This window comes from Ruegeria sp. AL11 (assembly GCF_056540865.1).
The window spans coordinates 312108-327456 of sequence record NZ_JBQFXO010000003.1 but is presented as its reverse complement, the minus strand read 5'-3'; the positions used below and the strand labels follow the sequence as shown (position 1 = coordinate 327456).

At 55.3% G+C, this 15349-nt stretch carries 15 protein-coding genes and 1 pseudogene; 14 read left to right on the top strand and 2 right to left on the bottom strand.

Going from position 1 to position 15349, the window contains the following annotated elements:
- Window positions 1-54: 54 nt before the first annotated feature.
- The 13 genes and pseudogenes from ACR0IP_RS07300 to ACR0IP_RS07240 all read left to right on the top strand — a co-directional run bounded on the left by ACR0IP_RS07300 (window position 55) and on the right by ACR0IP_RS07240 (window position 12247).
- Entirely contained in the window at window positions 55-1293 is a 1239-nt protein-coding gene (locus tag ACR0IP_RS07300; RefSeq protein WP_170677839.1) for an ABC transporter substrate-binding protein, read from the top strand.
- A gap of 101 nt (window positions 1294-1394) precedes the next feature.
- Complete coding sequence (locus ACR0IP_RS07295; protein ID WP_170376146.1) at window positions 1395-2288, top strand: carbohydrate ABC transporter permease; 894 nt, start codon at window positions 1395-1397, stop codon at window positions 2286-2288.
- Window positions 2288-3169, top strand: coding sequence for a carbohydrate ABC transporter permease (locus tag ACR0IP_RS07290; protein ID WP_068340098.1), 882 nt, complete (start codon window positions 2288-2290; stop codon window positions 3167-3169). Before ACR0IP_RS07295 ends, ACR0IP_RS07290 begins: the two co-directional genes overlap by 1 nt.
- 6 nt (window positions 3170-3175) lie before the next feature.
- On the top strand, window positions 3176-4288 hold the full coding sequence (locus tag ACR0IP_RS07285; protein WP_170639052.1) for a sn-glycerol-3-phosphate ABC transporter ATP-binding protein UgpC: 1113 nt from the start codon (window positions 3176-3178) through the stop codon (window positions 4286-4288).
- Window positions 4285-5775, top strand: coding sequence for a GMC oxidoreductase (locus ACR0IP_RS07280; RefSeq protein ID WP_480524691.1), 1491 nt, complete (start codon window positions 4285-4287; stop codon window positions 5773-5775). Before ACR0IP_RS07285 ends, ACR0IP_RS07280 begins: the two co-directional genes overlap by 4 nt.
- A complete protein-coding gene (locus tag ACR0IP_RS07275; RefSeq protein ID WP_480524689.1) occupies window positions 5772-6530 on the top strand; it encodes a 3-ketoacyl-ACP reductase in 759 nt (252 codons plus the stop codon). Before ACR0IP_RS07280 ends, ACR0IP_RS07275 begins: the two co-directional genes overlap by 4 nt.
- A 16-nt stretch (window positions 6531-6546) precedes the next feature.
- The gene (locus ACR0IP_RS07270) at window positions 6547-8133 is read left to right on the top strand and encodes a GMC family oxidoreductase (RefSeq protein ID WP_480524687.1); all 1587 of its coding nucleotides are present in this window, start codon (window positions 6547-6549) and stop codon (window positions 8131-8133) included.
- A gap of 2 nt (window positions 8134-8135) precedes the next feature.
- Window positions 8136-8444, top strand: a complete 309-nt coding sequence (locus ACR0IP_RS07265; protein WP_480524685.1) for a Dabb family protein — start codon at window positions 8136-8138, stop codon at window positions 8442-8444.
- A 4-nt stretch (window positions 8445-8448) separates the two neighbouring features.
- Window positions 8449-9618: a dihydrodipicolinate synthase family protein gene (locus ACR0IP_RS07260; protein ID WP_480524683.1), complete on the top strand. Its 1170-nt coding sequence runs from the start codon at window positions 8449-8451 to the stop codon at window positions 9616-9618.
- A gap of 5 nt (window positions 9619-9623) precedes the next feature.
- Window positions 9624-10631 carry a LacI family DNA-binding transcriptional regulator gene (locus tag ACR0IP_RS07255; protein WP_480524680.1) on the top strand — a complete coding sequence of 336 codons (1008 nt, stop codon included), beginning with the start codon at window positions 9624-9626 and terminating at the stop codon, window positions 10629-10631.
- An 83-nt stretch (window positions 10632-10714) separates the two neighbouring features.
- A pseudogene (locus ACR0IP_RS07250) lies at window positions 10715-10850 on the top strand (IS6 family transposase); the annotation flags it as partial.
- An 85-nt stretch (window positions 10851-10935) separates the two neighbouring features.
- A complete protein-coding gene (locus ACR0IP_RS07245; protein ID WP_170689791.1) occupies window positions 10936-11313 on the top strand; it encodes a SnoaL-like domain-containing protein in 378 nt (125 codons plus the stop codon).
- 88 nt (window positions 11314-11401) lie between these two features.
- Complete coding sequence (locus tag ACR0IP_RS07240; RefSeq protein ID WP_170689793.1) at window positions 11402-12247, top strand: universal stress protein; 846 nt, start codon at window positions 11402-11404, stop codon at window positions 12245-12247.
- Between the two features lie 79 nt (window positions 12248-12326).
- Here ACR0IP_RS07240 and ACR0IP_RS07235 read toward each other — a convergent pair whose 3' ends face one another.
- Window positions 12327-12890: a flavodoxin domain-containing protein gene (locus tag ACR0IP_RS07235; RefSeq protein WP_170689795.1), complete on the bottom strand. Its 564-nt coding sequence runs from the start codon at window positions 12888-12890 to the stop codon at window positions 12327-12329.
- Between the two features lie 335 nt (window positions 12891-13225).
- Entirely contained in the window at window positions 13226-14530 is a 1305-nt protein-coding gene (locus ACR0IP_RS07230) for a ferredoxin reductase family protein (protein WP_170660520.1), read from the bottom strand.
- Between the two features lie 278 nt (window positions 14531-14808).
- Between ACR0IP_RS07230 and ACR0IP_RS07225 the strand changes: the two genes are divergently transcribed.
- Window positions 14809-15312, top strand: a complete 504-nt coding sequence (locus ACR0IP_RS07225) for an Hsp20/alpha crystallin family protein (protein WP_170376171.1) — start codon at window positions 14809-14811, stop codon at window positions 15310-15312.
- Window positions 15313-15349 lie beyond the last annotated feature (37 nt).

Here is a 15349-nt window from a genome sequence, read left to right as displayed (position 1 = left end):
TTGGTCCCGAGTGAGAATAACGCATTAAGGGAGGAAACAAGAATGCGTAAATTTATGAAGACAAAATCGCTGTTTGTGGCAGGTCTACTGTGCACGACCAGCCTTGCGCACGCTGAAGACGTGGAAGTTCTGCACTGGTGGACGTCTGGTGGTGAGGCCGCAGCATTGAACGTACTCAAGGACGACCTGTCCGGACAGGGCATCGGCTGGACCGATATGCCTGTAGCAGGTGGCGGTGGTGAGCAGGCGATGACCGTTCTGCGCGCCCGCGTCACCGCAGGCAACGCTCCTACAGCCGTTCAGGCTCTGGGCTTTGACATTCTGGACTGGGCCGATCAGGGCGCGCTGGCCGATCTGAACGAAGTGGCAGCCCAGGAAGGTTGGGATGACGTCGTCCCAGATGCGCTGAAAGCCTTCGCCAAGCATGACGGCAAATGGGTCTCGGCCCCTGTGAACGTGCACTCGACCAACTGGGTCTGGGCCAACAAAGCGGTGCTGGACGCCAACGGCATTGCTCAGCCCACCAACTGGGACGAATTCGTCGCAGCGGTTGAGGCGTTGAAAGCTGCCGGGATCACTCCGATCGCGCATGGTGGTCAGGCATGGCAGGACGCGACCGTGTTCGATGCTATCGCGATGTCGACGCTGGGGCCTGACGGCTACAAAGCGGCCTTTATCGACCTGGACGAGGAAACGCTGGGTGGCGACGCGATGAAAGAGGCGTTCGACCGTATGGCCTTTATCCGTGACAACGTGGATGAGAACTTCTCGGGTCGTGACTGGAACCTGGCGACAGCAATGGTCATAAACGGTGAAGCCGGTTTCCAGATGATGGGTGACTGGGCCAAAGGCGAATTCCTGAACGCGGGCAAAGTGCCGGGTGAGGACTTCCTGTGTTTCCGCTTCCCGGGTACTCAGGATCAGGTTACCTTTAACGCTGATCAGTTCATGATGTTTGATCAGGGCGGTACGGTATCGGCCGAGCAGGCCGCGCTGGCCAGCGCGATCCTGTCGCCATCCTTCCAGATTGCCTTCAACAAGGTGAAGGGCTCTGTCCCGGCTCGTACTGACGTGGACGGCAGTGATCTGGATGCGTGTGGTCAGCAAGGCATGAAGGATTTGGCTGCTGCGGCTTCGTCAGGCAACCTGTTCGGCTCGATGGCACACGGACATGCCGCGCCTGCGTCAGTCAAGAACGCCGTCTATGACGTGGTGACCGCCCACTTTAACGGCGAGTACGGCAGCGAAGATGCCGTGACCGAACTGGTTGATGCCGTTTCAATCGCCAAGTGATCCATAAGTGATCCTCCCGATGGGGCGGCGGTCTGGCCGCCCTGTCACCAAGCGGGCGCAAAAGCTCCGATCTAACACGACTCGAACGAGGAGGGCGCGCCATGGCTGCTTCAGCCGACGCGGATTTTAAGACACGCCTTCAGAACTGGATACCCAAGCTGGTCCTGTCACCGTCGTTGGCGATGATGTTGGTCTTTGTCTACGGGTTCATTCTGTTTTCGGTCTACCTATCATTCACCGACAGTCGCATCCTGCCGTCCTTTGGATGGGTCGGATGGGAAAACTACGACAAATTGTGGCGGCTGAGCCATTGGGAAACCTCGTTGATCAATATGGGGATTTTCGCAAGCCTCTATATCGTGATCTGCACCTGTATCGGCCTGGGTCTGGCGATCTTCCTTGATCAGAAAATCCGGGGGGAAGGGCTGCTGCGTCCGATTTACCTCTATCCGATGGCTCTGAGCTTCATCGTCACCGGTACAGCCTGGAAGTGGTTCCTTGACCCTGGCATCGGGCTGGAAAACGTCATGCATACATGGGGTTGGACCAGCTTCGAGTTCGACTGGATAAAAAACCGTGATTACGCCATCTACACGGTGGTTCTAGCGGCCGTCTGGCAGACAAGCGGCTTCGTAATGGCAATGTTTCTGGCTGGCCTGCGTGGGATCGACAACGAGATCCTGCGGGCTGCGCAAATGGATGGAGCCTCGAACTGGAACCTCTATCGCCGGATCATTATCCCGCAACTGCGACCAGCCTTCCTGTCGGCCTTCGTGATCCTCAGCCACTTGGCGATCAAGACCTTTGACCTTGTGATCGCCCTGACCGGGGGTGGGCCCGGTCGTGCCACCGAACTGCCCGCAACCTTCATGTATTCCTACACGTTCACGCGGAACCAGATGGGGATCGGTGCGGCGTCGGCCACGATCATGCTGATGACCATTGCGGCGATCATGATCCCCTATCTTTACGCCGAATTGCGGGAGAAACGCTGATGTCTCAAGCAACTCAGGATACCGCAATCCGAACGGGCCGCGTTACGCGCACGTTGATCTACCTGGTGCTACTGCTGTTCGGTTTGTTCTACCTGCTGCCCCTCTACGTCATGCTGGTGAACTCGGTGAAGCCTTTGGAAGAGATCACCGGCGGCGGCATGATGAACCTGCCGCAGGTGTTCACGATTGAGCCGTGGCTCAAGGCGTGGTCTTCGGCGCAGATCGGTGTCGATCCGACAGGGCTGAAGCCTTACTTTTGGAACTCGATCAAGATGGTGGTTCCGGCGGTGATCGTCTCGACCATTCTTGGGGCGTTGAACGGCTACGTACTGACGAAATGGCGCTTCAAATACGACACCATCCTGTTTGGGCTGATGCTGTTTGCCTGCTTCATCCCGTTCCAGATTGTTCTGATCCCAATGGCGCGGATGTTGGGCATAATCGGGCTGGCTGGCACCACTTGGGGTCTTGCGCTTGTCCACGTTGTCTACGGGATTGGCTTCACCACGCTGTACTTCCGCAACTATTACGCGGTGTTCCCGACCGAGCTGATCCGGGCAGCGCAGATCGATGGTGCCGGGTTCTTCCAGATCTTCTGGCGTATTCTTCTGCCCAGTTCCGGGCCGATCGCCGTGGTTTCGATCATCTGGCAGTTCACCAACATCTGGAATGACTTCCTGTTCGGCGCGTCCTTTGCCGATGCCAACAGCCAACCCATGACAGTCGCACTCAACAATCTGGTGCAGTCGTCAACCGGTGTGAAGGAATACAACGTTCATTTTGCAGGCGCCATTCTGGCGGCCATGCCAACTCTGCTCGTCTACATCGTGGCCGGTCGATACTTCGTCCGCGGCCTGATGGCGGGTTCGGTGAAAGGATAAGACCTCATGGGTTTTCTAGACATAGACAACGCGACCAAATCCTACGGGGCGGTCGAGGTTCTGCACAAAGTCGATATCTCGGTGCAGGAAGGAGAGTTCCTGGTGCTGGTCGGCCCCTCGGGCTGTGGCAAATCCACTCTGCTGAACATGATCGCGGGGTTGGAGGAGATCACCAGCGGCGAAATCCGAATCAAGGATCAGGTGATGAATGGGGTGCACCCGTCCAACCGCAACATCGCCATGGTGTTCCAAAGCTATGCTTTGTATCCCAATATGACGGTCGGGCAAAACATCACTTTCGGGCTTGAGATGCACGGGGTGCCTAAGCCCGAACGTGACAAAGCGATGCAAGAAGTTGCCAAGCTCTTGCAGATAGAGCAGTTGTTGGATCGCAAGCCCGGGCAGTTGTCCGGCGGTCAGCGTCAGCGGGTTGCAATGGGTCGCGCGTTGGTGCGAAACCCGGATGTCTTTCTGTTCGATGAACCACTCTCGAACCTCGATGCCAAGCTTCGCGTCGACATGCGAACCGAGATCAAGAAGCTGCATCAAAATCTCGGGACCACCATCGTCTACGTAACGCATGACCAGATCGAGGCGATGACGCTTTCAAGCCGCATCGCCGTGATGAACGGCGGCTATGTCCAGCAACTGGGCACGCCGCAGGAAATCTATGACACGCCTGCGAATATCTTCGTTGCAACGTTTATGGGCTCGCCTGCGATGAACGTGTTACCGGCCAAGGTTACGGTTTTGAATGGCCGCCCCCATGCAGAGGTCGCCGTTCACGACGGATCTATGGCGCAACTTCCGTTCAGCCAAGACAACTTGGCCGCATGGGATGGGCGCGAGATCTTGTTGGGAATCCGCCCAGAGACTATCACCGATATGGATGGTGCGGATCGAAAGTCGTCGAACATCGCGCAGATGACCAACCGTATCGTGGTGACGGAGCCCGCTGGATCGGACACCTTCGTCTCGATGCAATTGGGCGGACGAGATGTGATCGCGCGTATGCGTTCAGATGCCGAAGTCGCACCGGGTCAGGATTTCAACTTTGCTGTGAACATGGAAAAAGCCGTGGCTTTTGATCCCGAAAGCGAGATGCGGATCCTCCCATGAATCGGGCTGACGTCATAATCATTGGGTCGGGTATCGGGGGGGCAACGCTGGCTGCCGCGTTGGCTCCGTCCGGTCGCCGCATTCTGATCCTTGAACGAGGAGAGTGGTTGCAGCCCTCACCTCAGGATCGAGACCCAAGGGCGATCTTTGCCAATGGGCACTTTCGCCCCGATGAAACATGGCTGGATGGAGCAGGCAAACCTTTCAACCCCGGAAACTACTACTGCGTGGGTGGCAATTCCAAGTTCTACGGCGCAGCTTTGATACGCTATCGGAAAGAGGATTTTGAGCCGCGTCAGCATATGGGGGGCTACTCGCACGGCTGGCCCATGCCCTACGAAGAGCTGGAGACGGATTACACCACTGCGGAACAGCTTTACGACGCGCGTGGAACCACCAAAGAAGATCCGACCGAACCGCCGCACAGTAGGGGTTACCCCCACCCACCTGTGCCAGATGAAGTTGATATTGCAGACCTGAGGAACCGGCTAAGCCATGCAGGCCTGACGCCATCCTCAGTACCGTTGGGCGTGGACATTGAGACCTGGTTAGAGGCTGGGCAAACAACTTGGGATGCGTTTCCCAACACATGCAGCGGCAAAATGGATGCCGAAACCTGTGCGCTTACCGAAGCATTGAAGCACGAGAATGTCGAACTTTTAACTAACGCGCGTGTCCGAAAACTGAAGGCTGATGCCGTTGGTCGCGTCACAAGCGTCGAGGTTGATGGCCACGGTGCCCTTAGTGCGCCGGTCATCGTGCTCGCGGCAGGTGCGGTACAGTCCTCAGTCCTGTTGCTGCAGTCCGCGAACGACAATTGTCCAACCGGTCTTGCCAATCGGTCCGATCAGGTCGGGCGGAACTTCATGAACCACAATTGCTCGGCGGTGCTGGCCCTTCATCCGCTGCGTCGCAACAGAGCTGTCTATCAAAAGACATTGATGTTCAACGACTATTACAACAGCGACGGGCAGGGTGGTTTGCCTTTGGGCAACATTCAGATGTTGGGAAAAATCACCGGACCGATTCTTGCGTCGCAAACCCATCTTCCGGGTCCACTTGCAGCACTGATCGCCAATCGCAGTTTTGATTTTTATGCCATGTCCGAAGATCTGCCGAACCCAGACAGCCGGGTGACGGTCGAAGGTGACCAGATCAGGCTGGATTGGAAACGCTCGAATTGGGCCGCGCACGAGGCCTTGGTTGCGCGGCTAAAGGCGCATCTGAAGCAGGCCGGTTTTCCTGTTGTATTGTCGCGACCATTTGATCGGCGCACTCCGTCACATCAATGCGGCACAGCGCGGATGGGCAATGATCCGTCAAGCAGTGTCGTCGATACGTTCTGTCGTAGCCACGACCACAAGAACCTGTTCATCGTTGACGCGTCAATTCTTCCGACATCTGCGGCGGTGAATCCGGCCCTCACGATAGCCGCACTCGCACTCCGTGCGGGGCGTCATATCATTGAAACGGAGTTCGCCGCATGACCGGAACAGTATTGGTGACCGGAGGACAACAGGGCATTGGACTAGGGGTGGCGCGCGCCTTGATCGCGGCGGGGTATAAGGTCGCAATAGCCTCTCGCTCTGCACCCGACAATCCGGTCGTGAGGGCGGCTTTGGAAGAGCTTGGCCCAAGCGCAATTTATGTGCAGCACGACGTGTCCGACATTGATCACGTTCCGGCGCTACTGGATCAGATCGAAGCCGTTTTGGGCCCGATCACCGCGTTGATAAACAACGCAGGCGTAGGGGCACCGGTGCGCGGCGACATGCTGGATCTGAAGCCCGAGAATTGGGATTTCGTGCAGAATATCAACTTGCGTGGCGCGTTTTTTCTGGCGCAAGAAGTGGCTCGGCGCATGTTGGGGCAGCCGCACGATACCTATCGATCAATCACCTTTGTCACCTCTGTCAGCGCGACAATGGTGTCGATCGAACGTGCCGAGTACTGCGCGTCCAAAGCGGCCGCAGCGATGATGGCTCAGTTGTTCGCAGTACGCATGGCCCCCGAAGGCATCGGCGTCTTTGAGCTGCGACCGGGCATCATCGCGACTGAAATGACGGCTGGCGTGCGCGACAAGTACACCGACCGTATCGAAGGCGGACTTGTTCCGGCGGCTCGCTGGGGTGAGCCCGAGGATATTGGATCCGTCGTCGTCCCACTGGTTCAGGGCCAGATGCACTTTGCGAACGGCGCTGTCATCCCGGTGGATGGCGGCTTGTCGATTTCACGTCTGTAAGTCAGGGCGCATAAGAATGTCTGAAGGATATGATTTCATTGTCATTGGGGGCGGCTCCGCAGGCTCGGTGATTGCTGCACGTCTTTCCGAAGAACCCTCGGCGCGTGTGCTGTTGCTGGAGGCTGGCTCCACCGACCGCCACCCGTTCTTTCACCTACCAGCCGGGTTCGCGAAGATGACCAAGGGTATCGGCAGCTGGGGCTGGTCCACGGTTCCGCAAAAGCACATGCAGAACAAGGTCTTCAACTACACGCAGGCCAAGGTGATTGGCGGCGGGTCTGCGATCAACGCGCAAATCTACACACGGGGTGCAGCTCAGGATTACGATGACTGGAGACAGATGGGGTGCGAGGGTTGGAGCTATGCCGACGTGCTGCCCTTTTTCAAAAAATCCGAAGACAACGACACCTACGACAACGAGTTTCACGGCAAAGGCGGACCGCTGGGCGTGTCCATGCCCGCAGCACCTTTGCCAATCTGCGATGCCTACATCAAGGCCGCAGGGGAAGTGGGGATTCCTGAAACGCGCGATGTTAATGGGGCGAAGCAGGATGGCGCGGGGTACTATCAGCTGACCCAGCGCAATGCGCGACGCTCATCTGCCGCGATGGCGTTTATCGCGCCAAACCGCAGCCGACCGAACCTGACGGTGCGCACCGGCGCACAGGTCCGCCGCATCATTGTGGACAAGGGCAGGGCGACTGGTGTCGAGATGATGAACGGGGACAAGATCCTGGCCGCGAACGAGGTCATTCTGTCGTCAGGTGCCATCGGTTCACCGCGCTTGTTGCAGCTGTCGGGAATTGGCCCAGCGGATCATTTGGACAGTCTAGGTATCGACGCGGTTTATCATCAGCCTCAGGTCGGCGCGAACCTGCAAGACCATTTGGATTTGTACTCGATTTGTGAAGTCACCGGCCCGCACACCTACGACCGTTTCGCCAAGCTTCACCTTTCAGCCTTCGCAGGCCTGCAATACCTTTTCACCGGCAAGGGGCCGGTCGCGTCCAGCCTGTTTGAAACGGGTGGGTTCTGGTACGCAGACCCGGATGCGCGTTCGCCGGATCTTCAAATGCATCTGGGGCTTGGTACCGGCATTGAGGCAGGGGTCGAGGCGATGCCCAACGGCGGGGTGACACTGAACGCCTGTTTCCTGCGCCCCAGGTCACGCGGAACCGTCCGGTTGCAAAGCTCGGACCCCACAGTGATGCCGCTTATTGATCCCAACTATCTGGCGGATCCTTACGATCGCGAGATGTCAATTCGGGGGCTGAAATTGGTGCAGAACATCCTCGCACAGGATGCGCTGAAGCCGTACATCTTGGCCGAACGTTTGCCGGGCCCGGACGTGCGGACCGAGCAGGAGTATTTCGACTTTATCTGCGTACATTCCAAAACATCGCACCATTGCGCTGGTACCTGTCGTATGGGCAGCGATGCCGAAGCCGTTCTGGACCCGCGCCTGCGGTTCAATGGGATCGAAGGGCTCCGCGTCGCGGATGCGTCGGTTATGCCGACGGTCAATTCATCGAACACCAATGCACCTACAATCATGATCGGGGAAAAAGCTTCCGACATGATCAAACAAGATCAGGGTTTCTAAAAATGATCCGCCACATCGTACTGACCAAATTCCGCGCCGACGTGACCGAAGAGACAATCGGAGCCATCTACAAAGGCCTCGAGGACGTGTCCAAGGTCCTTCCAGGAGCCAGCGGGTTCACCGGTGGCCGAAGTGAAAGCCCCGAGCAGATCGAACGCGGATACATGCATGGGTTCGTGATCGATTTCGACGATTGGGCCGCGCTGGAGACCTATCAGAACAACGAAACGCACAAGGCGCTGGGCGCACAACTGGTCGAGAACGCTGTGGGTGGCATCGACGGCATTCTGGTTTTGGATTTGGAGGTTTGAGACAATGCAACTGATTTTGCCAAACCCTGAGGGGCAGCTGGAACCCTATGCGCTGACCGGAACGCCGTTAGTTCCGCGCGCGCCGCAGGTGCCTCTATCGCGCACGGCCTTTGCGGCGGCTCATGTGGTTTCAGACCCGCTGGCAGAACGTAATCCCTGGGATGGGCGTCCCACGGTTGATTGGGAAGCGACCCTGCACTTTCGTCAGGGGCTCTGGGATCAGGGGCTGGGTCTGGCCGAAGCTATGGATACCGCACAACGGGGTATGGGCGTCGATTGGGAGACCGCGTTGGAGCTGATCCAGCGCACAATGAAGGCTGCGCAGGCGCATCCATTGTCGCCTCGGGTGGCTTGTGGGGCAGGGACCGATCATCTGCCTCTAAACGCGTTGAACACAGCAGGCGAAATTCTGTCAGCCTATGAGCATCAGGCCGAGGCGATCGAAGCCGCCGGAGGGCAATTGATCCTGATGGCGTCACGCGCCTTTCCAGCGATCAACGCGGGTCCGGACACCTACCATGATGTATACCGCGCGTTGATCGATGGGGCTGCGGAGCCTGTAATCCTGCACTGGCTGGGCGATATGTTCGATCCTGCATTGACGGGCTATTGGGGTAGCACGGATATCGACGCGGCCAGCGACTTTGTGCTGTCCCTGATCAACGAAAATCCTGCCAAGGTTGATGGGATAAAAATATCCCTGCTGGATAAGGCACATGAAGAAGCCTTCCGTGTGCGGTTGCCGGACGGCGTGCGCCTCTACACCGGTGACGATTTCAATTATGCCGATCTCATTGCCGGGGATGGGACGCATTTTTCCCACGCTCTGCTTGGCATTTTCGCTGCTATCGCCCCCGCCGCCAGCCAGGCGCTTGAGGCGTTGGCTATGGGCGACATGGATCGCTACAACGCGCTGTTCGCACCGACTATTCCCCTCAGTCGAGAGATTTTTAAGGCTCCGACGCGGTTCTACAAAGCCGGGATTGCCTATCTGGCATGGCTGAACGGAGCCCAGTCTCATTTCATCATGCCGGGTGGGTTCCAATCCAGCCGTGACATCTGCCACTACGCGCAAGTGTTCCGATTGGCAGATCAGGCCGGTTTACTCTCGGACCCTGAACTAGCTAAAGCACGGATGACCACGCTTCTCAGCTTGCATGGAGTTGAACAATAGCCTGAATGCGAAGACCCACGATCATAGATGTCGCCAACTGTGCGGGCGTTTCCAAGTCGACGGTAAGCCTTGTGTTGCAGGGCAGCCCACAGGTGAAGCCGGAGACACGCAAGCTCGTCCATACCGCGATGAAAGAGATTGGGTATGTCTACAACCGATCGGCGGCAAATCTGCGAGCCACGGGAACGGCGCTAATAGGTTTGGTGATCAACGACCTAACCAACCCGTTTTTCACTGAGTTTGCGACTTCGTTGCAAATGGCGCTGGGGTCCCGAGGCTATGCGGTTGTGTTGGCTAACACGAACGAAGAACCCGAACTTCAGGATCAGGTGGTGGGCGCAATGCTCGAGCACGGTGTTTCTGCCTTGATCCTTTCGCCAGCTTATGGCGATGTCACAAACACCCTCTCCGCGGTAGAGCGAGCTGGCATTCCGTTGATGCAAGTCTTGCGACAGGTTGAAAGCGAAACGGGCAGGTTTCCCTTTATCGCTCCTGATTACGCAGAGGGTGGACGCGCGGCAACACAGTACCTGATCGAAACAGGCGCGCGAAACATCGCCTTTATCGGTGGTCTGGATGGTGCCGAAGTCACTCAGGAAAGGCTGTCCGGCTATATCAGTGCGATGAAAGACAACCACTTGCAGCCTATTGTAAAAACAGGGGAATCCAGCCGATCATTTGGACATGAAGCAACGGTTAGCCTCTTCAAAGAACACCCTGCATGCGATGCCGCAGTTTGTTTCAATGATCTCGTTGCTTTTGGAATGATCAATGCCTGCCATGAAACTCAGGTTAAGATTGGCACGGAGTTTCAGATTGTCGGTTTCGACGACATCAGGGAAGCATCAGAGTGCTGGCCAGCTTTGTCTACAGTACACTGCGGCGTCTCTGAGTTTGGAGAACAAGTTGCGGACACTGTTTTGCTGTGGCTGCAGGATGGTGTCGCGCCTGCGCAACACACGCGAACTACAACGCGCTTGATATTGAGGCAAACTACGAAAGACACGGTGTAGAAAAAGACTATACCAGCCTTTGTCGAGAGGTCTTGTCAGAAGAGCTTTGGTCGAGCGGGACATAGCGGTCGCGTGCTTTTGCCATGACCAGACCAGCCTCATTCAAATACTCTGAGATTAGTCCCGAGTGCGGAGACGCTATACACTCGCTTGCCGTTCTCGCATCGGAGTGTAGAGGATCTGCTGCACGAGCGAGGCATCGACGCGAGTCCCGAAACTTTCCACCAATGTGTTTATTGATCCTTGTCAAGAATTGAGCGGGCAAGAAGTGGTACAATCAATGGCAATCTAGGGGAGGGGATTCATGGAAGAGTTGATTGAAATCGGTAGATCCTTTGTCCAGGCCATGCGTGAGCGCCGGGGCCTTGGAAGTGTTGATGAAATGTATGCCGAAAACGCACAGTCGATAGAGGCCGTTGTGCCTCCGGTTCGACAATTCCGCGTTTCAAAGGGTCGCGAAGCCATCAAGGGAAAAAGAGAGGATTGGTTGGCATCGCATGAAATCCAAGATCTAGAAGTGGATGGCCCCTACGTCCACCCACCCAACCGCTTTGGAGTCCGTTTCAGGGCCGAAGTCGTTCAGAAGGCCACGGGTGAGCGTATGACCCTACGCGAGATCGCAGTGTATTCGGTGGCGGAAGGCAAGATTGTGCTGGAAGAGTTTTTCATGTTGCCGAAGTGAGAAGAGTTACTAACAACATCAGCTAATTGTTGGCTCAATCAGTACACACCGCTTTTGGGCAGAGTTAAATTCCGGACGGAGGTCGGGAATGCAACACAGAACTGTGGCATATTTTGTAGGAGTTGATGCTGAAGACGCGTCGATTCTGGAATGCGCTGAAAATGCCCGTATCCAGAACGACCACTTGAATTGCGTAGTGACCGGGGCATTACCAAACCTGCCTTACCTGAAGTATGGATCAAACAGGTTCGTTGAGGCGGGTCTTCCCTCTAACTGGTTGGACGTTCTTCACGCGAAAAATGCCGCCTTGAAGTCTCGCGCCACTGAAGTTGAAGCGCTTCTTGCTGGGCAGGGCGTATCTGCTAATGTAACTGGCTTCATGGGACTTGGAGCAGAGTTGCAGCAACTTGCAGCAGAACAAGCCAAATGCTCTGATATCGCTTGTCTAGACGCTGGATTGCGAAGAGACCACGATTTATTTCACAAGATCGCGTGCGGAGTGTTGTTTCATTCACCTGTCGCTCTGATGATCAATGGAGACCCGTTTGCCCAACGCGAGCGCGTTTTTTTGGCATGGAATGATAGCTTGCCTGCGTCTAGGGCAACGCATTTAGCTTTACCCATTCTTGTGGCGGCCAAAGAAGTTGTGATTGGGTGTTTTGATTTGCCGTCGCCTGAGGACCTAGAAAGTAGCGTGCCCGGAACGGACCTAGCTGAATGGCTCGGCCATCACGGTTGCAACGTGACCGTGTCGCAGTTTCAGTGCGGGGGGAATTCAATTGCAGACTGCCTTCAAGAACGAGCAAGCGAAGCGCGGGCCGATCTCGTTGTTATGGGCGCTTACGGGCATTCCCATTTGCGAGAGTCAGTTTTTGGGGGCACTACGCAAGCAATGTTGGAGCAGCCAAGTTTACCAGTGCTTTTCGGACACTGATCAAGTGAGCCGAAGACTGTGACTTTCTGGGAGGCATAGCTATTTAAATTCATCGGTAAATCATTGAGAAACCACTTTTTTAAGAGTTTGCTTGAGGTTGAAGCGTGTTTGCCCGACCGTTATCGCCAAGGAACTCTATCACAATTGACGTTAGCTCATCCCAGTCCGTAAACTCTCGTGCTCCTTCTCGTGGATCGATTTTTCGACCGAGCAAGACGACGTGCTTAAGGATCTCCCTCTCAAAATACCCGTAGTTTTCGGGCCTCACCGCGCCTGCGATCAAAGCCGTCGTATTTGGTTTAAAACCTGTTCGCAGAAGCATTTCGTCAAGATAGTCACGGGCTTCTTCTCGACCTGACGCAAAAGCAGCTTTTAAACCGACGGAAAGCACGAGAGACCTTCGCTTCATTAAGGCATCTCTATTTGAAGCGATAAATGCCTCGAATGAATTGGGGTGCCTACGCTCGTGGACAGGGGCTAGGAGAATAACCTTGACCACATCGTCAAGCGAAACGTGGCTGGGTATTTCATCGGTATTGATCAGCTTTGCGTCGAAACCGGCATTCTTCGCGACATCGCTGATAAAGCGCGCAATCTTTGCTGTCTGGCCTTCGACCGTGGCGAAGGCGATAAGTACAGTCATTCCGATCCTCCCATAAATCGGTCTGAATAGATTGCTTATTATGAATAAGTGACGTGTGTTGCCCTTGATCTCCATCAAAGGCGTTTCTTGAGACCACATTGAGATCGTTGTTGTGCGCTTTGGCTGTTTACGCAGGGCATGTTTTAAGGAAGTTCGCGACGACATCCATCTCCAAGAAAACCTGCCCTTTCGGCCGGCAGCTTTGAAGCTAGCCAATCCCTTGTGGTCTAGCTTGCTACCTTAAGCAAAAGGCCAAGACAGCGACGAAGACTATAAAACTGATGAACCAAACTGCGAGTTTCACTTGTTGGCGCGCGGGCAGGTTTCTGAGCGGTCTAATCATAGTCAAACCTTTCAGACAAAATCCGGTGTGACGCGGTGCCCCGCTCAATTAGATGATCTTCGACGGTGTCCATCATGGCAGGGGGGCCGCAAAGAACAAAAAGCCAGCTTTCAAATAGTTCAGAAGACAAATTGCGGTCCAACAGAGGACCGTCGATCAAGCCTTTCTCTCCGGACCAATCCTTTGGCGGTTCGGATAGAACAAAAACTGTGTCTTCTTTGGACAACTCCTGACGAAAAACAATCTGCTCCTCCACCCGGTTGCCATAGATAAGCTTGAGATCATGCTGTGTTCCACTCAGTCGAACTTGACGCATAATGCTCAACATGGGCGCGATCCCGACGCCACCTGCGATCAGGACAATGCCTGTCTCAGGGCGATGGCTGATCGACAGATTCCCGTGCGGGGCATCCAGATAGGCCGTGGTTTGCGGAGCGATTTGTCCGAGGCCGCATGTGAAATCCCCAAGCTCCTTTATCACGAATGAAACCTCAGGGCCTTCGGCTGGTGCCGAACTAATCGAGAATGGGTTCTCATGCAGCGAAAAAGCACTGTGGCCGACGTTTAGCCAAGCAAATTGCCCTGCTTCGAAGTTTAGTCCGTTGTGACCATGGGGCTTGAGGCGCAACTCCCATTGCTTCGGTGTTAGTCGAGACAAAGAGGTGACGCGCCATGGCCTTTTCTTCTGACGTAAAGGGCGAACGAGATAGACATACAGCAAAGTCCCGACTGCTATACTGGTCAGAGTAAGCCAGAGATACGTCAATAGCGGATGCCCACCATAGCGCCCGGCATAGACCGTGTGATGCAACAGCAAGCATGCGATCACCAAGGCTCCCAGCCCGTGTAAGAGGCGCCATGTTTCGTATTTGTAATCAAGGGATTTGCGGGCAATTGCCGAGGCGACCAGAATGAACAGCAAAAAATATGCGCCGATGCCCGATACCAGCGTAGAAAAGTCGGTCGAAATCGTAAGTTGGTTTGTTTCATCCCACGGGCGGCGTCCGCCTGAAGGCGTGCCCTGATACAGCAGCGGGTGTATCAGCGCAAAGCCGAGTGCTGTACGCGCCATCAACTGATGCACCCGCATGGTTACATCCATACCAAGACCGGAAGAGATGAACCTGAACCGCCCAGACAGCAGGAACTCGACTAAGATTATTGAAAAAGCAAGCATCCCAAGCCCGGACGCGATCTCTTGATGAAACGATCGTGGTGGCCATCCCAAAGACCAAGAAAAACCCAAGGGAGCCAAGATCAGCAAAACGTAAATCAGCGCCAGATAAGGCCATTTCATACGGTTTTGCTCCACTGTGCTAAAGCTAGGCAGCTCGGGCTCATTCAAAACAAACGCTAAGCTGACCTGGGATTCCGATCAAGACTACTGAGATTGGTGTTAACTCCGGCGCGACGAGGCAAGTTTAGTGAGCGAAGTTTCCCGTTTCAGTTCGTTCAGCCGGTGCGTTCGGTCTGGCTGATGCTGAGGTTGCATGCTTGCGCAAGATCAAGGTCCTTGACCGCTTTTCCTGTCATAATGTTGCGCGCGCGAAATCCGACCAAAGGAGGAGGCTCAAAATGTTGGAAGACAAAAAGTCACCGCAACTTTTCACTGGAATGCATCCGCTCTCTGACAACTTTCGGCGTGAAATGGAAACCTTGATGTCGCGTTTTTTGGGGGGAGGATCACCCTTCCTGCCGATGGAAACGGCTGCGCAACGCACGGGTTTTCCGTCTCTTGATATGACGGGCGCGATTTCACCGGCAATCGATGTCCAAGAAACGGATTCTGCGATTGTCCTGACGGCTGAATTGCCGGGGCTCGAAGAGGATGATGTGGAAATTGAAATCAAGAACCGCAGGCTTATCTTAAGCGGTCAGAAGAAGATTGCGCATGGTGAAACGGGCGATTTGCGTGTCAGCGAAAGAAGCTATGGCAGCTTTTCCAGAGCCATGTCGCTGCCGGACACTGTAGAAATCGACAGGATTTCAGCCACATTCGACAAGGGCGTTCTGCATGTAGAAATGCCGAAGACTGAACCTCAGGATCCAAGCCGTAAGATCAAGGTATCTTCGAAATAGACGGTCTGGTGGCTCGATGCCGTGCATAAAAATGCCA